The 24,052-nt window shown below is 47.8% G+C and carries 22 protein-coding genes; 11 read left to right on the top strand and 11 right to left on the bottom strand.

The annotated features are described in order from the left end of the window. Positions 1-3 precede the first annotated feature (3 nt). From C0068_RS03865 to C0068_RS03840, 6 genes are all read left to right on the top strand, one after another. Positions 4-699, top strand: coding sequence for a DUF2894 domain-containing protein (locus C0068_RS03865; RefSeq protein WP_103683184.1), 696 nt, complete (start codon positions 4-6; stop codon positions 697-699). 180 nt (positions 700-879) lie between these two features. Next, positions 880-1,482: a tRNA-uridine aminocarboxypropyltransferase gene (locus tag C0068_RS03860; protein WP_103683183.1), complete on the top strand. Its 603-nt coding sequence runs from the start codon at positions 880-882 to the stop codon at positions 1,480-1,482. Between the two features lie 130 nt (positions 1,483-1,612). Then, entirely contained in the window at positions 1,613-2,071 is a 459-nt protein-coding gene (locus tag C0068_RS03855) for a hypothetical protein (RefSeq protein ID WP_103683182.1), read from the top strand. Positions 2,072-2,426: 355 nt separating this feature from the next. Beyond that, positions 2,427-3,338, top strand: a complete 912-nt coding sequence (locus C0068_RS03850) for a DMT family transporter (RefSeq protein WP_103683181.1) — start codon at positions 2,427-2,429, stop codon at positions 3,336-3,338. Between the two features lie 143 nt (positions 3,339-3,481). After that, positions 3,482-4,324, top strand: coding sequence for a glutathione-dependent disulfide-bond oxidoreductase (gene yghU / locus C0068_RS03845; protein ID WP_103683180.1), 843 nt, complete (start codon positions 3,482-3,484; stop codon positions 4,322-4,324). 212 nt (positions 4,325-4,536) lie between these two features. Next, positions 4,537-5,664, top strand: a complete 1,128-nt coding sequence (locus tag C0068_RS03840; RefSeq protein ID WP_103683179.1) for a diguanylate cyclase — start codon at positions 4,537-4,539, stop codon at positions 5,662-5,664. A gap of 40 nt (positions 5,665-5,704) precedes the next feature. Here the strand turns inward: C0068_RS03840 and C0068_RS03835 are convergent, their stop codons facing one another. From C0068_RS03835 to C0068_RS03825, 3 genes are all read right to left on the bottom strand, one after another. Further along, the gene (locus C0068_RS03835; protein WP_103683178.1) at positions 5,705-6,895 is read right to left on the bottom strand and encodes a class I SAM-dependent rRNA methyltransferase; all 1,191 of its coding nucleotides are present in this window, start codon (positions 6,893-6,895) and stop codon (positions 5,705-5,707) included. A gap of 111 nt (positions 6,896-7,006) precedes the next feature. Then, complete coding sequence (locus C0068_RS03830) at positions 7,007-8,230, bottom strand: methyltransferase (protein ID WP_103683177.1); 1,224 nt, start codon at positions 8,228-8,230, stop codon at positions 7,007-7,009. Between the two features lie 82 nt (positions 8,231-8,312). Beyond that, entirely contained in the window at positions 8,313-12,074 is a 3,762-nt protein-coding gene (locus tag C0068_RS03825) for a response regulator (RefSeq protein ID WP_103683176.1), read from the bottom strand. 192 nt (positions 12,075-12,266) lie between these two features. Between C0068_RS03825 and C0068_RS03820 the strand changes: the two genes are divergently transcribed. Further along, positions 12,267-12,713, top strand: a complete 447-nt coding sequence (locus C0068_RS03820) for a YaiI/YqxD family protein (RefSeq protein WP_103683175.1) — start codon at positions 12,267-12,269, stop codon at positions 12,711-12,713. 4 nt (positions 12,714-12,717) lie between these two features. Here C0068_RS03820 and C0068_RS03815 read toward each other — a convergent pair whose 3' ends face one another. Together C0068_RS03815 and C0068_RS03810 are read right to left on the bottom strand one after the other, a co-directional pair. After that, positions 12,718-13,341, bottom strand: a complete 624-nt coding sequence (locus C0068_RS03815; RefSeq protein ID WP_103683174.1) for a hypothetical protein — start codon at positions 13,339-13,341, stop codon at positions 12,718-12,720. A 74-nt stretch (positions 13,342-13,415) separates the two neighbouring features. Continuing rightward, positions 13,416-14,000 carry a hypothetical protein gene (locus C0068_RS03810; RefSeq protein ID WP_103683246.1) on the bottom strand — a complete coding sequence of 195 codons (585 nt, stop codon included), beginning with the start codon at positions 13,998-14,000 and terminating at the stop codon, positions 13,416-13,418. Positions 14,001-14,210: 210 nt separating this feature from the next. Here C0068_RS03810 and C0068_RS03805 point away from each other — a divergent pair, with 210 nt between their 5' ends. Further along, positions 14,211-16,229 carry an alpha/beta hydrolase family protein gene (locus tag C0068_RS03805; protein ID WP_103683173.1) on the top strand — a complete coding sequence of 673 codons (2,019 nt, stop codon included), beginning with the start codon at positions 14,211-14,213 and terminating at the stop codon, positions 16,227-16,229. Between the two features lie 60 nt (positions 16,230-16,289). Here C0068_RS03805 and minE read toward each other — a convergent pair whose 3' ends face one another. From minE to C0068_RS03780, 5 genes are all read right to left on the bottom strand, one after another. Next, complete coding sequence (gene minE / locus C0068_RS03800) at positions 16,290-16,544, bottom strand: cell division topological specificity factor MinE (protein WP_103683172.1); 255 nt, start codon at positions 16,542-16,544, stop codon at positions 16,290-16,292. Next, a complete protein-coding gene (minD, locus tag C0068_RS03795; RefSeq protein WP_103683171.1) occupies positions 16,541-17,356 on the bottom strand; it encodes a septum site-determining protein MinD in 816 nt (271 codons plus the stop codon). Before minD ends, minE begins: the two co-directional genes overlap by 4 nt. Positions 17,357-17,409: 53 nt before the next feature. Next, positions 17,410-18,189: a septum site-determining protein MinC gene (gene minC, locus C0068_RS03790; RefSeq protein ID WP_103683170.1), complete on the bottom strand. Its 780-nt coding sequence runs from the start codon at positions 18,187-18,189 to the stop codon at positions 17,410-17,412. Between the two features lie 179 nt (positions 18,190-18,368). Beyond that, the gene (locus C0068_RS03785) at positions 18,369-19,100 is read right to left on the bottom strand and encodes a 4'-phosphopantetheinyl transferase family protein (protein ID WP_103683169.1); all 732 of its coding nucleotides are present in this window, start codon (positions 19,098-19,100) and stop codon (positions 18,369-18,371) included. A 742-nt stretch (positions 19,101-19,842) separates the two neighbouring features. Beyond that, positions 19,843-20,082, bottom strand: coding sequence for a helix-turn-helix domain-containing protein (locus C0068_RS03780; RefSeq protein ID WP_103683168.1), 240 nt, complete (start codon positions 20,080-20,082; stop codon positions 19,843-19,845). Positions 20,083-20,174: 92 nt separating this feature from the next. On the opposite strand from C0068_RS03780, the gene C0068_RS03775 reads away from it, so the two are divergent. Together C0068_RS03775 and C0068_RS03770 are read left to right on the top strand one after the other, a co-directional pair. Continuing rightward, on the top strand, positions 20,175-20,750 hold the full coding sequence (locus C0068_RS03775; RefSeq protein WP_103683167.1) for a VspR family transcription factor: 576 nt from the start codon (positions 20,175-20,177) through the stop codon (positions 20,748-20,750). Positions 20,751-20,752: 2 nt separating this feature from the next. Then, positions 20,753-22,129 carry a DEAD/DEAH box helicase gene (locus tag C0068_RS03770; RefSeq protein WP_103683166.1) on the top strand — a complete coding sequence of 459 codons (1,377 nt, stop codon included), beginning with the start codon at positions 20,753-20,755 and terminating at the stop codon, positions 22,127-22,129. A 115-nt stretch (positions 22,130-22,244) separates the two neighbouring features. Here the strand turns inward: C0068_RS03770 and C0068_RS03765 are convergent, their stop codons facing one another. Further along, complete coding sequence (locus C0068_RS03765) at positions 22,245-22,850, bottom strand: TetR/AcrR family transcriptional regulator (RefSeq protein ID WP_103683165.1); 606 nt, start codon at positions 22,848-22,850, stop codon at positions 22,245-22,247. A gap of 122 nt (positions 22,851-22,972) precedes the next feature. Here C0068_RS03765 and C0068_RS03760 point away from each other — a divergent pair, with 122 nt between their 5' ends. After that, entirely contained in the window at positions 22,973-24,013 is a 1,041-nt protein-coding gene (locus C0068_RS03760) for a DUF7064 domain-containing protein (RefSeq protein WP_199176103.1), read from the top strand. Positions 24,014-24,052 lie beyond the last annotated feature (39 nt).

Below are 24,052 nucleotides of genomic sequence, written 5' to 3'. Positions count from 1 at the left end.
GCAATGCTTTCTGAGCTGCAACAAGAGTTAAGCACTCTGCGAGAAGCCAACGGGGATCGCTTTGATCCCACTCGTTTTCGTTTTATTGAATCGCTACTTGAGCGGGCTGTCCATGCTCGCGCGCCGGTGCAAGTTATATTGCAAAATAAAGCTTTTACCGCTTTAAGCGCTTACCGTGCTGATCAACAATCTTCCGCTGAGAAAGTGGCCTGTAAACCGAGCGCAGCATATGCAAATACCATAACCAAGATTATTGAATTGCGGCAGGTGTTAGATCAAAAACAAGCGCCTCTCAATGCGACGGCATCGGCCTTAGAGCGACAGTTACAAGAGCAAGAAAACCAGAGCTTGGCGGGCGCGCAGTATGCTGCAGAGGCTTTGCTTGAATCGCAAAATGAAGTGACTGCAACAGCTCAAAAGCCACTAAAAGCGAGTCAGAAAATGCAGGTATTTCAGCAGCGCCGCTCTATAGAACGGCGGGTTGAAATAGCGATTCAGCAAGGGCCAGAAAGTCCGGGGCCGCTAAACCCGCAGATGCTGGCATTAAAATCGCTGACCGCAATGCGGGATTTATCACCGCAATATTTAAATCGCTATGTTAATTATTTAGATGCCTTATTCTGGATTGAGCGCGCAGCGGAGCGGCCAGAGCCAGCCAAGCCTGCAAAGAAAGCCAAAAAAGCTGTGCGAAAAAAATAGCGCAAATTGTTTTGTAGGCTTGGAAATTATTTGAAAGATCGATGGTGTTTTGCAAAAGCGGATTTTCAGTTCAGGCTAATTCATTTCATCTTGTTCTGGATCTTCGATCGTCAGCTAGTTACCAGTAGCCGTCGCTAAAGTGTTCTACCTTGTCTTAATTGTTATTTTGCTGGTATCCATATGATAAAGCGCGCTGTTTGTGTCGATTGTGAGCGACCTTTAAAAACTTGCTTATGCGATGTAATGGTGACAATGGCCAGTCCTTATCGAATCGTCATTTTACAAGATGTGAAAGAGGCCAAACACGCACTTTCATCTGCGCCGTTATTAGAAAAGTCGATTGAGGGGGCAGCTCGTTTTGTGGGTGAACATTTTGACCCCGATGAGATTTTCGGCTCGGCTTGGCGAGAAGAGACTTTGCTGGTATTCCCTTCGGACGGCGCGCTCACCGCAGAGCAAGCAGTAAGTACAAATTTCAAAAATATTATTTTATTGGATGGCACCTGGCGCAAGGTTGCTCGTCTGATGCACTTGAACCCGTGGCTGAGTGAACTGCGGCGTTTGGCGATTCAGCCAGATGTAGCTTCTCAATATAAAATCAGGAAATCGCCAAGAGATGATGGTTTGTCGACGATTGAAGCGGCGGTAGCGGCGCTTAATGCTTTGTCGTCGGAACAGGATTATTCAGCCATTCTGCCGGCATTTTACAAAATGATTGATCTGCAGATTGACGCTATGGGGTCTGCGACCTATCGAAAGAATTATCCGCCTGAACGTCGCTAATCCTCTGTGTATTATCGAATCCTCGCCTCCTTGAAATATTTCTCGTGAGTATCTGAGCATATTCGTCTGTCACAATTAGCAGGAATACTCATCGAACGAGGAATTATTAGCGATCAGGAGAAAAGTGGCTATGCATATTGAAACAATGGGTGATGTTATAAGGTGGTCAAGTGGCTTCCATAGTAATTTGGCTGATTTTATCGAGGCTAGTGTCGCCCAATCTAAGGACGAACGCTTAAAAATGCTGAGTAGTTATATTGCTGACCATGAGCGTCAACTTGCTAAAACCGTTGCGGCTTTTGAAGTGGTTGAGAGCGACAATGCCTTGGGGACGTGGTGTACAGAATTTTTGAATAAGCAGCCGTTGCCGGATACAGCGATTAAAGATGAGCGCTGGGCGCACTTTTCTGCAAATGAACTTATGGATGAAGTGCGCGGAATACATCAGCAATTGATGGCGCTGTTTAGCCACCTATTGAGCCGCAGCGCCGCAACCCCTGCAGCGGATATGTTGGAACAATTGCTTGACGTGGAGGAGCATCAATTAATGTTGATGGCACATTCCGCAAATCGTCTAGAAGACCTTTAAGGATGATTCTGTGAGCTGAGTCTTGTTGATCCCGATGCTGAAATTTTAGCTCTGCCGACTTATACCAAATTTTTTGCGCAAGAAAGGCTTGCGCAGTGACTTGTTCTTCTCCTATAGTCGGGTGGTACTCAATTTTCAAGATGAACGACTAATTCCCATGCATTTTATTTGTCCTGTCATGCTTGCCGCAGCCAAACGCAATATTGCATTGCGCTGGGTGGTGTGGCGTGCGGCGGAAAAATGATGCATTGATGTAAAAACGCAAAATTTCTCAAAGGCCGCAGACCCACCCTCTGCGGCCTTTTTCGTTAAAGACCACAGATAACTGTCTCGGCAAGTATTTAGGTAGACGATCATGCTTGTACGGTTGACCTATGTTTTGGTCATATTTATTTGGGCCACCACGCCGCTGGCGATTAAGCTGGGTGGTGATTCTCTTGCGCCTATTGCGGGGCTATCGCTGCGAATTGCGCTGGCATTTGCGGTAGGTAGCGTTATTTGCACCCTTGGCGGTTTTGCTGGCTTGTCGATTCGTCGTCATTGGAAATTATATTTTGCGGCGTCGATCAGCCTATTTCCCAATATGGCATTGGTTTATTTTGCGGCGGGGTATTTGTCCTCGGGCTTGATTGCGCTGCTATTTGGGTTGACCCCGTTTTTTACTGCGGTGCTTGCCAAGCCTATTCTGGGGGAGAACCTATTACAGCCGCGCAAGATATTTGCGATTGCGCTGGCTAGCTTGGGTCTAGTTTGTATTGTGCTGGACGACGTGACGGTCAGTGAGGAGAGTTATATTGGTATTGGCCTCATGTTGCTATCAAATACATTGTTCTCGGCGAGTGCGCTGTGGGTGAAAAAGCTCAATGCGACGATGGCGGTAGATCCGCTAGAACAGGCCTTGGGGGCTATGGCATTCGCCTTGCCGGGGCTGGGTTTGAGCTGGGTATTTATATTTGGGCTTGAGCCTGTCCATATTAGTCCGCTGTCGCTGGCGTCGTTGCTATACCTGTCGCTCTTTGCTTCCTTGGTTGGCTTTGTCGCCTACTATTCCATATTGAAGCATATGGCAGTTGAGACGGTTTCCTTGATTCCGTTTATAACCCCAATTATGGCAATACTCTTGGGCGTTATGCTGGCGGATGAAGTTGTTTCTGTGGCAATGTTGTTGGGGGCAGGGCTTATATTATTGGCATTGGCAATTCATCAGGGTTTTTGGCGGCCAAGTAAGACGCGTGATGTGTTGCCTGCTGCACGAGCCGCGGATTGAAGGGCTTTTGTGCTATGTCTGTGGCGCAAGCCTTAGTATAGATTTTTATGGGATATGTAACAGTGATTGGCAAGTAGCGTCTAAATATTGCGTAGCTGTAGTAGGCTTGCTGGTATGAATTGAAATATTAGGAGTGTTTATCCATGTCAGACTCGAATAGTTATACCCCGCCGGCGGTGTGGAAGTGGGATAATCAAAGCGGGGGTAAATTCAGTAATATTAACCGGCCGATATCTGGTGCGACCCACGACAAGGTGCTGCCTGTGGGTGATCACGCTCTACAATTGTATTCATTGGCGACGCCCAATGGTGTAAAAGTCACCGTGATGTTGGAAGAGTTATTAGAGCTGGGTATTAGCGCGGCTGAGTATGATGCCTACACCATTAATATTGGTGAGGGCGAGCAATTCGGCAGTGGCTTTGTGGATATAAACCCCAATTCCAAGATACCAGCATTGCAGGATCGTAGCGTTAACCCGTCTATTCGCGTATTTGAGTCAGCGGCGATAATTTTGTACTTAGCCGAGAAATTTGACGCTTACTACCCTAAAGACCCCTCCGCTCGTGCCGCCTGCCAATCATGGCTGATGTGGCAGCAGGGCAGCGCGCCGTTTTTGGGCGGCGGCTTCGGGCATTTTTACGCCTATGCGCCAGAAAAATATCAGTACCCCATTGACCGTTATAGTATGGAAGTAAAGCGGCAATTAGACGTCTTAGATAAACATTTGTCGCAAAACACCTATCTCTGTGGTGACGATTATAGTATTGCTGACATAGCGACTTTTCCTTGGTATGGCGCGCTCGTACAGGGGCAGCTTTACGATGCCGCTGAGTTTCTGGATGTTGCCTCCTACACCCACGTATTGCGCTGGGCGAATCAGATTGCTGAGCGGCCAGCAGTTAAGCGCGGCCGACGGGTGAATAGGGCGTGGGGGCCGGAAAATGAGCGCGTACTAGAGAGGCATAGTGCGGCTGATTTCAAATAATTGGCGGTAGTGGAATAGTCTGCCTTATTAACATTCGAATTTATTGAGTGTGTACCGCCGCTGTTTCATAATTTGCGCGGCAATAAAACAGCAGATGAAACTAATTTACACTCAGGTATAAAAGCCAAGGATGTTGAGTGACAGCTAGGTATGTTATGTGCATGCACATATTGCATTACCCGCGGCTGTAGAAAAGGAACACTAGGCTTAGGATGACTAAATTTCGGCGCTTCAATCTATTTTCGCTAATAGACCCCCTGCACTCTAAGACCTACAGTGAGGGGGATGCGCGCTTGTACCGGCATCGCTTCACTGCGGGACTAATCCTCAGTGCGATGTTTTATCTCTCTATAGTTTTGTTTGTTGCCAGCTATTTTCTTCCTCTTGATGATAAAGGCTTAGACATCGTTCGGCTCTTGTTTGTTTTTGTCGGTTTTGGTGCATTGCTGTCAATTTATATTCTGCGGGCCTTAGATCAACGTGTTATCGCTACGAATTTCTTCATTGCGGTTTTAGGCTTGGCGCTGATTTACTTGGCGGTGATGACCGGTGGCATCTTATCGCCGGCGTCGATATGTTTGATTATTATTCCTGCTATCGCAACATTGAGTATTGATTCCACTGCAGGAAAAATCTGGGGCGTTTTAGCGGTTGTGACATGGTCATTATTATATTTTGCGCCGCAACTGGGTTTTGATGTAAAGAAGAGCATGCCTGATGTGGATGACAGTCTCGCGTTTTATGTCAGTATTTTAACTAGTCATACTTTTATTGCTTTTGTGGCGCTTTATTATGAAGGCACATCTAAAAGACTGCGTTTAAATTTGCTGAAGGAAAAGCGAGAGTTTCATTACTTGGCCAATCATGATGCACATACGGGTGCAATTAATCGTCGTCATTTTTTAGAAATATTACAGTCTGAAATTGCGAGATGCGAAAAAAGCGCAGATTCATTTTGTCTTTTTTATATTGATCTCAACGACTTTAAAAAAGCCAATGATGAATATGGCCACCACTTTGGTGATCAAATTTTAGAAGTGTTTGCCCGTAGGCTTCGTCATCGTACGAGGGCTTCTGATACGGTCGCTCGTATTGGCGGCGATGAATTTTGTGTTATTAGTCGCGACATGAAATCGGAAGACGATGCTAAGTGCGGTGAGCGGCGTTTTGAAGCTATTCTGCAGGAGCCGATGTCGCTAAACGAAGGGAGTTACACTTTGAAGGCGAGCATTGGCTGGTCGATATACCCTGAGCACGGTAAAGATCACGAGGCGCTACTGAAACATGCTGATCAGCAGATGTACGAAGTTAAGCGCCGTAAGAAAGAAGGCCGCAATTAGGCTTTCACCGCAAGCGGCTCTCCAGATGTATCGCTTGCAATTACACCCGGGTAATTCGACTTAGTACCGCTTTTAGGTAGCGGGTTTCTGGAATTGCGGCGTGTACCGGGTGGTCTGCTCCCTGCATTCCTTCGGCTAGAATTTGCGCATGACGATCTATGTGGCGGGCAGAGGCGCGCACTAAATCTAGCATCTCTTCCCGTGGCATGTGCATAGAACACGAGCCGGAGATAAGAAAGCCGTCGTGGTTTAGCAGGCGCATTGCCATTTCATTTATACGGCGGTAAGCCAGAATACCTTCCTTCTGATCTTTTTTGCGCTTAATAAATGCTGGTGGATCTACGATAATAATATCGAAACGTTCGTCGGCTTCTTTTAAGGATTTCAGTGTGGTGAATGCGTCGCCTTGCACTGTACACAGCTTGTCGGCCACACCATTGAGTTCAGCATTTTTGTGCACCATATCTAAGGCTGTTTCTGATATGTCGGCACACCAGACATCGCTGGCACCAAAGACGGCGGCCTGCACGCCAAAGCTGCCCACATAGCTAAAAACGTCTAGTACGCGCTTCCCTGGTGCCAGTGCGCGCAGCCATTCGCGGTTGGGGCGTTGGTCGTAAAACCAGCCGGTTTTTTGACCTGCGGCTAGGGGAGCTAAAAAGCGCACGCCATTTTCTATCAGCTCAACTTCCTCAGGCACTTCGCCATAAGCGCTAACAACTTCTAACTCCAATCCTTCTAATTTGCGAACGGGGGAATCGTTGCGCAGGAGAATAGATTGCGGCTGCACCATGCGTACCAAGGCTTCAATAATGATGTCGCGCATGACGTCCATGCCGGCGGTGTTGAGCTGCACAGATAAGTGGTCGCCAAAGCGGTCAACGACAAGACCGGGTAGTAAATCGCTTTCGCCGTAAATTAAGCGGTAGCAGGGATGTTCATAAAGCGCCTCCCGCAGCGCGAGTGCCGACTTGATGCGCTTTTTAAAAAAGTTCACATCGATGGCGCGCTCGTCACTGCTTAACATGCGGGCGCAGATGAGTGACTGCGGGTTTACATAGGCGACGCCGAGGGCTTTCCCTTGCTGATTTTCTACAACAACGTGCTCGCCAGCGGCAAAATTGCGCAGCGGCGTGGCATTTGCGTCTACCTCGTTGCTGTAAATCCATAAATGACCGCTGCGCAGACGTTTGTCTTCATTTTTTGCGAGGCGGAGGCGTTGCAGAGTCATATTGGATTCCTGATGGCGTGGCGCTAAAAGTGAGCATTATCCCCGATTGGCGCATGGGGTGAAATACATTAAAGGCCTAGCCACACTAATTACGTGGTTTGCTGAATGTGCTCAGACTTTCTCTGCTTGAATAAGCAGGTTTCTTGGGGTGAGTGAGCTAGCGCAAAACTCACTGAGTGTGCAGTGGTAGTGATGTTCTTCAAGAAATAATACGCTATCTAATACGCAGTGTAGTTCGATGGCGCGCCGAAAGGCCATGCGAACAAGATCAATGCGCTCGGCTTCGCGCAGGCATTGCCATCCCGCTTTTTCATATTGGGTTAAATTTGCGGGAAGGGAGAGCTCTAGCGGTTTTAGTGTTAGCACGGCGTTTAACCAATCTCTAAAACTCGTTTTGCTCCAGTGTTGCGGTGTTGAGGGCAGCGGCGTGTTGGTGGCAATGCGGTGCTCCTCTAATATTAGTCGCAGGCCTAAATACCATGCTTGCAACTGTCGTCTGGCTTGGGTTTCTCCGGAGCGTGCGGTCTTTGTTTGCCTTACGGCGGTGCGCAAATCGTCATTGCTAAAACGTAGCTCACTACCTTGCATTTGTGCTGACAGGTAGCGGTATTCACCTTGATTAAAACGATGGTAGCAGCAGGGCGATATGCTTAGACGTGGATTTTTTTGCACGGCCGCGGTGTTAAGCAAGCGCTGATGAAGACCGCCGCAGGCATGCAGTGCCAGTAATTGTCTTGATGAATCTACGTGCTGGAAAACCTGATCACTCAGCACGTCGCAGGCAATAACTCTGCGATGGTGCTTGGCCGTGCTAGCGCGTAAATTTCCAGCGGCAACGAGGCTGGGGTCGATTTCAAGGCCAATTGCATCGAGTTCATAGCGTTTTGTTAGCGCCTCGCTTAAATATCCCTTGCCGCTACACCATTCGATAATCGCGGTGTTGTCTAAGCGCACTTCTGGTAGCGATTCTCCCGAATGAGATGCAGCGTCGGATCGCGGGTGGGCGTCAATAAATGCTTGGATTTGCAGCCACTTGCGGCCGGGGATGCCCCGTGGAGGTTCAGTATTTTGGTGTGGCGGTGGCGCAGCTAGCGTTATGAGGCTTAGTAATTCGGCTGCGGGTGGGAAATAGGGCGCCAAAGCCGTGAGTAGATGGCGGTCGTTTGCCTGTAAGTGTTGTAGCTCCTCATCACTTAGATTCAGTAAAAACGCGAGTAGATTGGGGAAGTCTCTAAACGAGCGGGGCGAGACTTCGTTATAGGCGTTATGTCGCCAAAGTGACTGATGCTGGTTTAGTAAGGTATTGAGCTGCTGTGCTCTGATTGAGAAATTCATATCGGCAAATATGGCGGCGTATTGGGACAGTATAAATCTTTAGCGCCGCCATTGGCGCGAATTGTAATTTAACGGCCTATTATTATACCAGTTCGGCATTGCTTGCCGACTGGCCATGCTCAAGTAGGTAATTTTCAAAGCAGTTTTTTAGGTTTTCGCTATGAACTTTAAACTCTTTGTAGAGCTGTTGAATTGCAATAGGGTCATTGGCTTTTCCTGCCTGCTCAAGCTTCGCAGCGCAGCGATGTAATTGCATGCCGTGTAGCTGCCCCGCGCTGCCTTTTACCGCATGCGCTACTGAGGTGAGGTCTGGGATGTTAGACATTGTGTAAGCGCGCTCAAGAGCCGTCATTTGATCGCCGATTTGCTGGCAGAATAGTTGAAGTAATTTTTTGAGCACTTCGGGACGCCCCATCGCACTGTCTAGCGCCTTGGCGCTTAGCCACATTGGCACTTCTGTTTCACTACTATCTTTCGCTGCTTTTTGAGGGGCGCTGGGAGTTGGAGCGATGCTTGGTTTTGACTCAAATTGCAACCAGCGTTGAAGTTTAGTTATTAAATCACTTGGGGTGAACGGTTTGGGAAGGTAGTCGTTCATACCCGCGCTAATACATTTTTCTTTATCTCCCGTCATGGCGTTTGCGGTAAGGGCAATGATGGGAATGTTGCGGTAAATTTCGCCAGCTTTACCACTTCTAATACTTCTACACACTTGATAGCCGTCCATTTCCGGCATTTGGCAATCCAATAATATAAGCGTGTATTGCTCATTGTTTTCGGCTTTTAGCATTTCTAAGGCTATCTTTCCGTTGATAGCGACGTCGTTTTTCAGCCCTATTTCGTTGAGTGTGCAGCGGCCAACTTCTTGGTTAACGGGGTTGTCTTCTACGAGTAGGACTTTGCATTTGTTAAAAGCATTTTCAACGCTGAGATACGAATTATTCTCCGGTTTGCTAATACTGCTTTCCCTTACTTTCCTTGCAGCGATGTCCTGAGCTTGCAGATTGAGTATGGAAATAATATCGCTGTGAGATAGTGGCTTTAAGAAGAAACCGTTCACATCGCTCAGATTTAAATCGTCGTTAGAGGCGAGGTGATTGCTGCTGCATAAAACGATGACGGCGTCTTTAAAGTAGCCATGTTGACGAAGACGATTACATAGCTCGTTTGTGTTGTGTGAGTCTTGATGGCTTATGTCAAGAATAATGAGAGTAGATTGGGAACCCTTTTCGTCGCTGGTAATGAGCGATTCATCAAAAAGATCGTTGGGCTCTATAATGGCGCTGACCTTGGCTCCCCAAAGTTGTAATTGATTGCTTAGTGAGGCTCTGAATTCCGCATTTTGATCGACAATAAATATCTGCCGATGATTGGCATTGGGTACTAACTGTTCTCTGTGATCAAGGCTGTTTACATCTTGCAGGCAGATAGTAAAGGTAAATGTACTCCCTTCATGATAGGTACTCGCCACAGAAATATTGCCACCCATCAGTTCGCAGAGGTTTTTGCATATAGACAAGCCTAAGCCTGAGCCACCGTATTTTCGTGTGGTGCTGGCATCAATCTGGGTAAAGGGAGAAAACAATTGTTTTATATCGCTATTGGGAATGCCGATGCCGGTATCGGTAATTGCGCAGCTTAATATGAGTTGACCGTTCTTTGCGCGTAAACCTGCACGAAGAATGATATTTCCTTCAAAGGTAAACTTGATGGCGTTTGCGAGTAAGTTAGTCACAATCTGCCGTAGTCGAGCAGGGTCACCGGATACCCATGTTTGTTTGATCGCCGTTTGATCAACGATGAGTTCAAGACCTTTTTCGTGGGCGTGAAGGGCTTGGCTGGCGGCAATGTCATCGAATAATTTTCGGATATTAAAGACAATATTTTCGAGCTCAAGTTTGCCGGCGTCGACTTTTGAAAAGTCGAGAATATCGTTGATTAAACTAAGCAGGGACTGCGCACTAGTTTTGGCGATATTAACTTTTCTTGCCTGATCTTCATTCAGAGGAGAGCCATCGAGTAAATTGAGCATGCCTAGCACACCGTTCATTGGTGTGCGGATTTCATGACTCATTACGGCTAAAAATTCGCTTTTAGCGTGTACGGCAGCTTCGGCGGTTTCTTTGGCTACGATTAGTTCGTCGCGTACTTTTCGCCTGCTGTCGATATCTTGCACAGAGCCGTAGACTCTAACGCAGCGCCCCTGATTAAATTCAGCCTGCCCTGTAATGTGTATCCAAGTCTCGCGACCATTAGCCGTTCTGATTCTAATTTCTTCACTAAAGGGTACGCCGTCTTCCCTAGCTTCTGTGATGGCTTTGTCCAGTCGTTGCTGAGAATCGCTGGTGTAATAAAATTCTTTAATACTTTCGTTTGTTGGGGTGAAGTTGTCATTTACCTTGAATATCTTTCGCGTCATTTCTGACCAGTACATTTTGTCGGCGCTAACAATATATTCCCATGCACCAACACGCGCTTGGGCACCCATAGAGCGCATAAGCGATTGTTGACGCTGCATGATTTCTGCGGTTTTTCTCTGCGCGGAAATATCTTCAATGATGGACCATACGAAGGATTTTCCAGATCCATCTTTAATCAGTAATCCGCTAAGCCTGACAGGGAATTCGCTACCATCCTTACGTATATAGTGTCTTTCATAGGGGCCGTAACGCCCCGTTTTTTGCAGTGCTCGAAGCTGGTATTGCTCGGCTTCATCTTGGCTTCTTGCCCCAAGCTGCCAGTAATTTAGCGAGGTGAATTCCTCCCGGCTATATCCGGTGCTGGCTAGTAAGGTATCGTTTACTTTAAGGAAATTTCCGCTATTAAAGTCACTTAGCGCAATGCCGATAGGAGATAGATCAAACAAACTTTGCAAAAGCAGCGTATTGCGCTGACGGCGGTTTATTTGCTGAGAAATGACAATAATCATCGAGTAAATTATTAGTCCAGCTAAGCACAAATAGAGCCGAATGGTGCTGGCGTTACCGGCTAGTGCGGGCCAGCCGTCTTGAGGGACGGCGGCGAGCTGCCATTCTTCGCCCGATGGCATGGCGATCTTGCTTGTGACGGGATTACTTGCTTTGGAAAATGAATTTGTATTGCCAAAGAAAACATTCGATGAGTCTGCGCTAATTTTACGGATGGCAATGTTTAAATTTTCTCCGGCTTTGAGTAGGCCGCTGGCTTCATATAAACGCTGCAAGTCAATGACGGCAGATACGGTTCCCCATACTTCCGCTTTCCTATTGGTAGGATTTTCGATTGTAACGGGAATGCGAGCGATGAGCCCCTGCCCACCTTGAATGAGCTCAAAGGGGCCGGAGATAATGGTTTCTTGAGTTTGCAGGGACCGAAGTAGATCTTTTAATTGATCCGGACGCTTATGGTAATCAAAGCCGATGGCGCTTTCATTGCCCTTGACGGGATACATATATTGCAGGGTTAGGTTTTGCGTGGCACTGATGTTTCGCAGCTGGGCGCTGCCATCGAATAATGGTTTGGCAAATTTTTCAAAGCCTGCTTGATCAATGACGGGATTTGAATATATCGCTGAGACCATCGCCTTAGCGGTTTGTAAATTGCCTAATATATTTCCCTCAAGACGTGCGGCAATAATTTTTAGGGCATTGTCGGCTTGGTCGCGGGCGTGGGTTTTGAAGTTGCGATTGTTGACTTGGTCGATATAGACACTGCCAGCGATAATAATGATTGCGGAAGCGAGTAAAATGGATTTTTGCAGCCACTGTATTTTGCTGAAGTCGGGGCGAAAGGATGCCTTGTGTTGGTCTTCGACCAACTCATTGTGTGCCTCTCTCTTTTTTAAACGCGCAATTAAGTGGTTCATGCACTTACTCTTTGCATTTGAATGCGCTCGCAACTTTCCTTTTAAGTTCACTATCCTAGGTGAGTTGATGGGGTGGCTGATATTCGTACTTTCCCTAGGGCGGGCACGGAGCGATTAGGCGCGGTGCCAAGTATTTAGCGCCTCTTGCAGATACAATAGAGGCTTAGAATTTGGCGGCAATGGTGGACGGCGGTGACAATTTGGGTAGATGCGGACGCGTGTCCGGTGGTGGTAAGGGATATTTTGTTTAAGGCGGCAACACGTACCAAGGTGACGTTGACCCTCATCGCAAATCAAATGCTGCGGGTGCCGCCTCTGCCGAATATCACGGCGGTACAGGTGAGCAGTGGTTTCGATGTCGCAGATAACGAGATTGTGCGCAGGGCAATGCAGGGTGATTTGGTGATTACCAGCGACATCCCCTTGGCCGCTGAAGTGATCGAGAAGGGCGCATTGGCCCTGAGTCCGCGGGGAGAGTTACTGACGGCGGATAATGTGAAAGGACGGCTGATGATGCGTGATTTTATGGATACCATGCGCTCCTCTGGTGTGCATAGTGGCGGCGCGGCGGCGTATAGCTCGGCAGACAAGCAGGCATTTGCAAATCAGCTAGATCGCTACCTTGCGCGGCAGCGTTAAAATCTTACTTTAATGGCTCTATAAAACAGCCGTATTCCCTGTCTAATTCAACACTAAACCGCGAGCGCTCTGGCGTCGCGTTTACGATATAGCGCTTAAAGCCTGGCAGAATTTTGATGGAGTTTATCTCGCTATTTGTCGCTAGTGGAATATCTAAGGTGGTGTCTAGCAGGCGATTGTATTTGCGAACTTTCACTGTGCCAGCCTGCAAGCCCTGATGAAAGCAGTCCAAGGCCGCTATGTAGTTGCTAGTTTGTTGCTCATTAAACTCTTTGTCGTCGCTGGCTTTGTCGGTATCAATCGTTGTGTCACGGTATTTAATACGTCTTCCCTCAGCGCTTTCGCAGCTGATTTCGCTCGCTTCATTTCCCGTGACGCAATTAACCATGCGGTAGTAGGTGTAGTGTTCGTCCTGTTCGTGGGCATTTAATTTTATGCTGCGGGTTCCGGGCGCGCTCTCGCAGCTGGCAATGGTTTGTTTGCTGGCTTCCGCTCCGTAGCTGTTAACCAGCTGCATAACGGCGGTGCTGAGAAGCTTCTCATCAAAAATATCGCTGTCTTCGCAGTCGGCGGCGAGGCTGAGTGTAGGCAGAATCAAGAATAGGCAGACAATAAAACGAAGATACATATTGGGCTCTTTGATTAAGATGTTACATGGCAATTTTGGACAGCAGATTTTCATTTATGCTCAACGGCTATGTCTTATGTCATCGCAAGGCTACGTCGCCGTATCAGCAGCAATACTATCAATAATAGGCAGCTTATCCCAACCGCAAGTGGGAATAGCAAGGTGGCGAGGGAGTAGTGGCTTAATGCAGCAATTACTAAGCCATTGCGCAGCGCGAATAGAGCGAAGAAACTGAGATTTTCTTCAAAGGGGTGCAGATACGCTTTGCGTAGGGTAGGCCCAAAGCCGAGCAAATCTACCGTGGTGAGAATAAGCACGGCAATACTCGGATCTGCTGCAAAATACCAGGCCGGTAATGACGATAGCGCGAGTAATAAAAATAGCCAGTCGCTTTGGGTGATGGAGACATCTGCCTTATGGCGATAGGCAAGTGCTGCGATATATAGGGTAATCGCGCCAGATACCCCAATAGCAATTACCCCGCGCCCACCGTCTGCACTTAGCTGGGCGAAGAAAACCACACTCGTTGTCAGACCCCAAATAATCCAAGAGAAGACATGTGGCTTTGTTGTTCCCTTGTGAATGGCGCGAATATAAGGCGCAAAACCGATAAAAGTGAGTGCGACGGCTAGCAGGCTGAATAGGTCTTTAATCGACATGGCATGGATCATGGATCTAGGTTTATCCGCGTATTAATATTGCCATCATCGCAAGCTAACATCCTGCCCAAAATGACCATTTTGCTTAGGTGAAGTCTTATTTTATATAGAGCCATTTGAGTATCAACTTTGGCTGCGTGGTCATAAAGTGTATCCTCGAATAGTGGTGTCTAGCCATCGGTTTTTCGAGCAGCGAAGAGGTGTTGGGACGTGTTTTTAGATTCATGGATGACGATAAATAAATGTTTATTTGCCAGCTTATTGTTCATTTTATCCTCTGCGGTATATGCAGCTGACGATGTCAGCTCAGCGGCCGCCGCCAGAGCACCATATCAAGTGCCAGAGCTGCGCCTTTACGGTCATTTGCCCGCGATCGACATCACCGCGCTCTCCGAGTCTGGCCGGCAGTTGGCTATGGTCGTGTCGGTCGATGACCGGCGTTTGCTGGTGGTAGGTGACGCTGGGAAGCAGCTCACCTTAAAAATCGGTTTGGGCGATATTAAGGCGCGAGACCTGTATTGGGCAGGAGAGCGTTACGTCATATTGATTACCAGTTCCACTCAGAATTTGGGGATGGTTTACGGTTACAAATACGAGTTTCAGAATATCGCCGTTCTCGATACCAAAACCAAAGACGTGTTCTGGCCCTTGGCAAAGTCTAGCAAGGTGCTAAATGCGGCATTTGGCGTATATATGCCGATGAAATCAGATGATGGCTGGCAGCAGTGTGTTAATACGCTACCGCTGAATAAAAGTACGCGCTCAGGTTCGGTATGGATATCTGGATTTGACATAGAAGTGCGCTGTGTAAACCTCGACTCCCGTAAGTTGAAGTTATTAGTGGCGGGGCGGAAAGATGGCAGTGGCTGGGCTCTGGGTGCCGGACCGAAGATTATCGCGCGGGAAACCCACGACAATGTGCGTACCGATTGGGAGTTATACACGGGTAAGCGGGGTGACCGTCTATATAAATCTAAAGATCCATTTGGGCGAAATAGCATTATCGGTCAGGGAAGAACCGAGGGAACAATACTGTTTGTGAGCCACGACAAAAATGGGCTTGGCCACTTGCTGGAAATGCCGCTAGATGGCAGCGCTGAGCCGGTTGAGTTGTATCCTGATTTGGGGATTGAGCGCTATATCTTTAATAGCAAAACAGGATTGCTGTCTGGCTTTGTTGTTAGCGGTGACCAGCCCGAATTACAAATGATAGATGATTCTCTAGAGGCGCGGGTAAGGGGAACGCGCAAGGCGTTTCCTAATTTGAATGTGCATTTTGAATCTATGACCGACGACCTCGGTCGCATGATTGTGCGGACCGACGGTGCAGGGGATGCCGGTACCTGGTGGCTGGTTGATATCGCCTCAGGCGAGGCGGTGGAAATTGGTTGGCGTTATCCTGGCATTAAAGCGGATCAAATAGGGCCGGTGAAAATGTGGCATTACAAGGCTGCGGATGGCTTAGAAATTCCCGCTGTACTGACCTTGCCGCCCCATCGTGACGCCAAGAACTTACCCGTGGTGGTGTTGCCCCACGGCGGCCCAGAAGCGCGGGACTACCCCCAGTTTGATTGGTTGGCACAGGCCTTTGCCAGCCGTGGCTATGCTGTTTTGCAGCCAAACTTCAGGGGGTCGAAAGGTTATGGAAACCAATTCCGCAATGCGGGTTTTGGCGAGTGGGGCCGTAAAATGCAAACCGACCTTTCAGATGGCTTAGCCGCCTTGGCGGCAGAGGGCGTGATTGATCCAAGCCGAGCTTGTATTGTGGGGGGCAGCTACGGTGGCTACGCCGCACTCGCTGGGGTGACGGTACAGCAGGGTATTTATCGCTGCGCGGTGGCGATCGCGCCGGTGACGGATCTAAACCTGTTTTTACGCGACAAAGAATTTGATAGAAAGCGTAATTCATTGCGCTACTGGAAGGAGTTCATGGGGGTAGAGGGAACGGGTGACGACAGCTTGGACGAAATCGCACCTTATGTGTTGGCCAAGCGCGCGGATGCTCCCATTATGTTAATTCACGGCAGTGACGATACCGTCGTTGAAATTGTGCAAAGTGAACGCATGGCGAAAAAATTGCGCTCAGCGAAAAAGCCCTATGAATTTATAGAAATTGATGGCGCCGATCACTTTTTGTCGCGGGAGAGTACCCGTCAGCGTGTATTGGCAGAGTCGATGCGATTTGTACTGGAGAATAATCCGCCGGAAATCGGCGTAAAACGCGACTGAGTCGCGTCTATGTCGTAGGCGCTATAAAGGCCGAAGACCTTGTCTTCGGCCTCTGCCAAATCAGGCGCGCTCGGGTAGGGTAATGTTTAGTTCCAGCACCGAACAGTTGCCATTATTGTCGAGCTGTACTTCAACTTGGTCTTGATCGACATCAACGTATTTCCGAATTACCTCTAGCAGTTCTTGCTGTAATTTTGGCAAGTAGTCGGGTTTATTCCGTTGATTACGCTCATGCGCCACAATAATTTGCAGACGTTCTTTGGCAATGGATGCGGTATCTTTTTTCGCACTGCGGAAATAATCGAATATGCTCATGCGCTCCTCCGAAACAGACGTTGGAAGAGGCCTTTTTGTTCAACGCTCATAAAGCGGTGTTCTACTTCTTCGCCTAAGAGGCGGCCAACGGCATCTGAGTAGGCTTGGCCAGCGGGGCTTTCGGTATCGTGAATAACTGGAATACCCTGGTTTGATGCCTTGAGTACCGTTTCTGACTCAGGGATAACACCAAGCAGTTTCGTGGCAAGAATTTCTTCTACGTCGGTAACGCCCAGCATTTCACCTTTGGCAACGCGCTCGGGATTGTAGCGGGTAAGTAGCAAGCATTCTTCAACGCGCTCGCCTTTTTCGGCGCGGCGCGACTTGCTTTGGAGTATGCCCAGAATACGGTCTGAGTCGCGAACCGACGATACCTCTGGGTTGGCAACCACAATGGCCAAATCCGCAAAATACATGGCCATAAAGGCGCCGTGTTCAATACCGGCCGGTGAGTCGCAAATAATGTACTCAAAACCATCAGCCGCGAGTTCATTTAAGATTCGCTCTACACCGTCTACGGTAAGGGCATCTTTATCGCGGGTTTGTGAGGCAGGCAAGATGTAAAGGTTTTCTACCCGCTTGTCTTTAATTAAGGCCTGACGGAGATTGGCTTCGCCATTTATGACGTTAACAAAGTCATACACCACGCGGCGTTCGCAGTTCATGATGATGTCGAGGTTGCGCAGACCAATATCAAAATCGATAACAACGGTTTTGTGGCCGCGCATGGCGATACCGCTACTGATGGCGGCGCTGGTTGTGGTTTTACCCACACCGCCTTTTCCTGAGGTGACTACAATTATTTTGGCCAAGGCTCTAATCCTTTTTGGTCGTGGTGCGTGTTAAAAATGTGCGTCAGTCTGCCTTATACGAGCGGCGTAATGCAGAGAGATTGCTCGTCGAGGCTGGCCTGAACAGCGGCTTTCCAATGGTTGTTACGTAGGTCTTCATCTACTTTAAAATTTCCAGCGATAGAGACCAGTTCGGCCTCTAAACTCTGGCAAAAAATACGGGCTGAGGTGTCGCCGCGAACACCGGCTAGGGCGCGACCGCGCAGTGCGCCGTAAATATGGATATTGCCATCGGCGAGTACTTCGGCGCCGGCAGATACCGAGGCCATTATAATTAAGTCGCCGCCGGGGGCATAAACCTGCTGACCGGAGCGAATCGGCGTGGTCACTATGCGGCTGGGGCTATGGCTAAACTCGGTGGTCTGTTCTGTTTCTGCTGCGCTTGGTTCTGCTGCAGGCGCTTTTGTTTCAACTGCCGGAGCTTGTTCTTCCGCTGCGGCCTTCACGCGGCCCACGGGCATAATCGCTAAATCGAGAAGTTTGGCCTGGGCTTGTAATTCTGGATTGCTATTGCGCAGGGCGACCGGCAGTAGACCGTTTGCTTTGCAAATTGCTACTAGCTCGCTCAGTGGCAGTGCGTTTAAATCGCCATTAAATTCCTCAAAACTGAGTACAACCGGTGTTTGCTGGAAAAAGACCGGCGCCTCGGCGGCTTTGCTTTGTAGCTGCTGTTCAAATTCCGCGCAATTGTAATGGGCGATTTCTAATAGTGTGAGGGGGAATAAGCCACCCTTCAGACGAAAAGCGGCGGATACTGCTGAGGATTTACTGTCTAGGGATTTTAAAAGTGGCAAGCTACTTTCCTAACATTGAGGTGGTGACAGATCACGCTGAATTTCGATTATTCTGCGCGGCTAGTCGCTGAAAATCAGAAGTAAAAACTATTGGGGCTTAGAGTAAGGGATCGCCACGATTGTTCAACTGTTTTTCACTTTCTTCGTGCTCTGATTGAGCATATTGGGCAATTGCAGACTTATTTTCGCGTCGCCGGCAATATTAGGCAGGTTTGCACCCGCTGTTCATTGATCTGGTAGCGCAGCGTTAGCAGATTTCTATCCGTGTGTAAGACCATTAACGCAGGGTCGAAACGAAAGCTAAATGTGTTGGCGGCGGTGTCGATGCTGTGCAGCTTTGCGGCGTTAAAACCAAAATATTGCTGTATGCGGGGGTAGAGCGCTTTGTAAATCGCCTCTTTGGCAGAAAAACATAGGCTTAGGCCCAATGCTGCTGACAGTTCACTTTGGGAAATTATCCGCGTTTCGGCGCTGTCGATAATCCGCGATTGCAGGCGCTCAGCTCGCTCGTCGCTAAGAATGTCTTGGGCGTCGATACCTATGGCGGCAATGTCAGCTTTATTTGCAGCAATACAGGCTGCGTAGTTATTGGTGTGGGTAATGCTTCCCACCAAACTGCTTGGCCATAATGGGCAGCGGTTGGCATCGGCAATAAGTTTGAAATTGTGCATGTCGTAGCTGGCCATTGCTTCGGCTGCTAAATAACGTCCAGCAAAGTATTCGGCCTGACGCTTGCTGCTGGCCTTAATCATTGCCGGTGGGCAGTACACCGAATATTGCTCGTAAAATGCGGCTGCAAACTGCTTGTTGTTGAAGTTTGCGCTTACCAATACAGCGGGTGCATAAGTATGGTTGTCGTGATCGGCGTGTATAAAATCGTCAATGCTGGCCGCTGGTGTGGTGTCGGTCATACTTTCTCTACCGCTATACGGATGAATTTGCGCAGTGCTAGGCGCAGCTAAACGCGGCTAAGTGTGCCTTAGGGCAATGTGTGTCGCAATGTTTGCTGGATCACATCTTTGGCTTTGTTGGTTTGACCCCATGTTGACCTTGATTCAGAATGCGAACACGGATTTAGTGTGATTGGTAAGTCTTACTTTTGTTTATATATTTGATTTTAAAGGGAAAATAATTAGTAAGACATTTGAGGCTTATTTTTGAAATTTAAACTCTAAAAAGGAAGATTGCCGCAAAGTGGCTCCTTATTTAGCGGGGGAGTTGTGTTATTTCACGAAATTACAAATAGGCTGACTTCGTGCAAGTACTACACTTTTCTCTATTCGATGTGTTTAGATTTTTGAAAGTAAGCAAGTCTTGAAGTGGAAAAGTACGGAATTGCTTAGCTTTCAGGCAACATGGATAGGCTTTGCTGAAGATCCCCACCGAGTTACTATGAAAATAGATAGACACTCTAAGAAAGCAAAAACTGGGATTTACTTGGGCGTTCAAGGAAACTTGGTCGGGTGCGGGACCCAGGTAATCTTGCTCTAATTTGCTATTGAAATGCCCGTATATGTGCTGTTATCGAACTATTATACATGTACTCCATCAGAACATTTCGACGTAAAGATCAAATACGGAGCCGGAAATTCTAGGTTTAAAAGCTTAGAATTATCTGATGTTTACTGAGAAGGATAGTCGTGCATGTAATCTTTAGCGTTTAATGCCCCGATCTACTTCATTGATTCTTGGCAGCAACTCAGCTGGCTCGCAGCCCAATAACTCTGATATTTGATATAGTTTGTCCACAGTTATATTCACTTCACCGCGCTCAACTCTACCCATATAGCTGCGATCCAGGCCACATTGAAGCGCTAAGCCGTCCTGTGAGAAGCCTTTCCGGTTCCTCATGGCTCTAATTTTGACGCCCAAAGATATTGATAAAGACGGCATACAGGCCTCAGTAATAATTCAGGCCTGACTATCTTCTGTTGCCGCCTATATGGCCACGGACTATAATCCGCTATTTTATTTGCAGGATTAAGATGGCAAAGCGTAGATTCGTGATTGATCAGTCGCTATATAAAGTTATAAATACCTTTCACGGTGTAAGCTTTACGACTGAAGCCTTAAGGGATATGTACGCGTCGCAGCTGATTGAGGACGGAATAAAAGAGGTTCCACTCGCGGAGGTGCGGCTTTATGTATATGAATATATCCGAAGAATGCTGAAATCCGGCTGGGTTACTCTCTACGGAGAGAAAAAAAAGCGTGGACAGGTATATCGCCTAGGTGGCTTGCCGAGTGATCTGGAGCTTGAGTTAATAGTAGGTAAATTTCATCGGCAGCTTCCAGCGTGTAAAGCTGACCTGGCGGTAAATCTACATCGGAATAATAGTTCTAGCCATGTCGATGCGCTCCACGGTCAGCTAAAGGAGCTAGAGCTAGATATGCATGCCAGTATGGGTGAGGTCGAACGATATAATCTATTAATGACTGAGATTCCCGAGTTACGGACGAAATTGAAAGAGCCACTTGAGTCAGCTAGAGAGCGCAGCTCAAAACTTATTGGGCACTTCAGGGCTGTTGAAAATACGTTACAAATTCTCAGGGCTACTTAACAATGTTGAGGCATTGGCAATCTGAGTGCGTTGGCAAGGCATTGGATCATTTTAAAGGCGGACAGCGTCATTTTTTTTGCCAGGCAACGCCAGCAGCCGGAAAGACTAGAATGTCCGCAGAGTTATCAAAAAGGATGCTCGAAACGGGCATGATCGACCTGGTAGTCTGTTTTGCGCCGTCGAGGGAAGTTGCGCAGGGCTTTAGAGCGACGCTAGAGAGTGTTGTTGGCGGTAAGTTTGATGGACTGTTAGGTGCCTGCGGTACAGCGCTCACTTATCAAGCTATGGACTATTTGAGCGAAGATTTTTGGTCGCTGTTCTGTAATTATCGAGTCTTAGCAATCTTTGATGAAATTCACCACTGCGCGGTGCAAGAGTCTGGCGTATCTAATCTTTGGGGGCAGCTGATTGTAAAGCGGATTCAAGAAAGTGCAGCGTATACTGTTGGTCTTTCAGGAACTCCTTGGCGATCTGACGAAATGGGTATCGCTCTAGCTAGGTATTCCACGCCAGAAGGACGGCTGATTTGCGACTTTCGCTATAGTTTGGCAAATGCTGTTGTTGAGAAAGTATGTCGGTCACCTCGGATAATGCTGGTCGACAATGGCGATGTGCAGCTCACGGTCTCAAACTCTGGTGACTGTCAGGTAAAAACGTTCGAAAGCATATCGAGCTTGCTTAAAGACCCAGTAGTAAGTTACCAAGATCTATTGGTTAATGAGCCGGCGCTGCGACACATGCTGCAATTGGCAAATAACAAGTTAAGTGAATTGCGTGGAGACATAGCGAATGCTGCCGGTCTGGTAGTTGCCAGTACTATTGGCCATGCTTACCTGGTGGCAGAGATATTAAATGCGCTCGGTGAAACGGCGATGGTTGTAGCTAGCGATAGCTTAGATGCTCGCAAGCGAATTCAGCACTTCCGAGAAGGCGGCCAGCGATGGATTGTTGCTGTTGGGATGGTGGCCGAAGGCACCGATATTCCGCGCCTACAAGTATGTTGCCATGTAAGTCGCATTCGCACGGAGCTTCATTTTAGACAGGTTTTAGGCAGAATTCTGCGTCGTATCGGTGGTGTCGACAAATATGCATGGATGTATATCTTTGCAGAGTCCTCTTTGTCAGAGTTTGCAAAGAGGGTAGCAGAAGACCTTCCTCACGATCTTGCTGTTTTGCCGGCAGTTGAGCCAGCATCAATAATTAGTGTGGGGTCACCTATAGAAATTAGTGGTAGCGATAGCCTTGTCGAGGAGGAAATGGCGCATCTCCTTTTGTCAGGGGAGTCCGAATCTAATGAAACTGAATTCTACTTCCAGAGGGTCGAGCGCGAGCTGGCATTTTCAGAGCATTTTCGCCATCAGTTACTTGCTATTTTTTGAGTTTAATGGGCTCGCTTCATTTTTTTCAACATCGTATTTAGCTCTATTTCAACCTAAGCATTTTGAGCGCAATGATAGTTTATAGAATCTAATGTTGGCCGAGCTATTCACTTCGCTATAGTGGTCCTTCCTTTCCGAACCCTATCTCAAGTAATTTTAGAGAATCAGCTACGATAATTGAAAGCTCTTCTCCGGTGGCAATATGCAGCTGGAAACCGGTGTGTGCGGCAGCTATGACAGCTTTAGAGATCAAGTTTGCGGTAAGGTTGGTTTCAGGGGAGGTGTTTGTATGTAGCGCATACGCTTTTGCAATTTGTGTTTCCCATTCGCTACTTAAACCGCGAAATCGGCGATCCAACGTTGGTTCTTTAATCCAGAGTTCAATTTGATTATGTCCGAGTTGTTCAGTAAGCGCGGACAGTTTTTGGCAGGCTTTGACCATATTCTGAGAAATATGGCTCCAAGGGCTGGTGCCCTCTGGTAGTGACATTATGTCTTCACCAAATTCATGGAAGAGGCTTTGGATTCCGTAAAAAGCGACGTCTTCCTTTGACCCGAAATACCGAAAAAACGTGCTGGCGGAATAATCCGCAGTCTCGGCTATTTGTTCTACTGTTGTCTGTTCGTAGCCTTGCTCTCTGAATAGTTGCAGTGCGGTTGATACCAGTTCTAGATAGGTGCGCTGTCGTTTTTTATTTCGTAATGGTGATGCTGCTTTCATAGTGGGTGAGACCTTCTGGCATTCAGAGTCACTTGACAGTGACTTTCAGTTTTTGCATGATATGCGAAAGTGTAGCGTTCTGATAACGCTGGTACTAGTAATAATGATAAGGGAGAAATGCAGTGACAGCAGTACAGCCACCCGAAGTTGACCTTTATATGCCTCTGTTCGCCGAAGGAGAAGCGATCGATCCATATGTAATTCTTACTCACTATTTCGGATTTTCAATTCCTGAAGAAAATATTGGTGCCTTTCTATACTGTCGGTGTCAGCCAGCTTTTCCTTTATCTCAGGGCGGAGTGGCTATCTTCCAGGGGAATGACAATATTGAGCCTCTTGATATGGCTTATATCGACTACAGAAATACTATGCCTTGGCCGGAGGTGGGTAAAGATACCATTACTTACGCTAATGGACTCAAGCTTACCTTTCTTGAGTTAGGAAAGAAAATACGTATTACGTATTCAAGCCCTGATGGCCAGACGACCCTAGATATAGTTCAAGAAGCGATTACACCGATGTACGCCAGAGGTCATGTTGTGCCAGGCGAGGAGCTAAATCACAGCTCGGGTATGACTACTGGCGGTATGGAGCAGGTCATGCATGTTACTGGTGAACTGGTCTTAAATGGTAAGCCGTACAAGGTTGATTGTTTTAATGCGCGGGATCGGTCTTGGGGTCAGGTTCGCACAGAGGTTAAGCAGGCTGTTGTGGCACCGCCAGTAGGCTGGTCGCCAATGACGTTTAGCAAAGAGTTTATTTTTGGGCAGGTTGGCTATGAAAACCTCGACACAAACCCGCCTTGGTTAGACTTATATAAGCCAATGCTCGAGGGTAAGCCTACGACGCATTTTGCTTGGGTTATGGTGGATGGAGAGAAGCGCGACATAGTTCGTGTGCATCGCAATGTTACTGAATATCACTCTCGTCTATTGTGTGCCATGAAGCAAGAGATCGAAGCCGAAGATGATCGGGGCGTTGTATACAAATTTAAAGGTGAAGCGATTGCCATGAGTAATATGCCGGCTTGGCCAAACGCTGCGCTACGGGTTGGCGTGTATCGCTGGGAAGATGAGCAGGGGCGTGTCGCCTACGACTCTTATCAGGAAATGTGGCTCGATGATACACCACATAAAATGATGCAGGCTAATATCAATAAATGATCAACCTGCAGGCAGGTAATGTTAAGTCGGGTAGGAAGA

The organism is Zhongshania marina (genome assembly GCF_002915595.1).
In the GTDB taxonomy this organism is placed as follows: Bacteria; Pseudomonadota; Gammaproteobacteria; order Pseudomonadales; family Spongiibacteraceae; genus Spongiibacter; species Spongiibacter marinus_B.
This window is presented reverse-complemented; position numbering and strand designations above follow the sequence as displayed.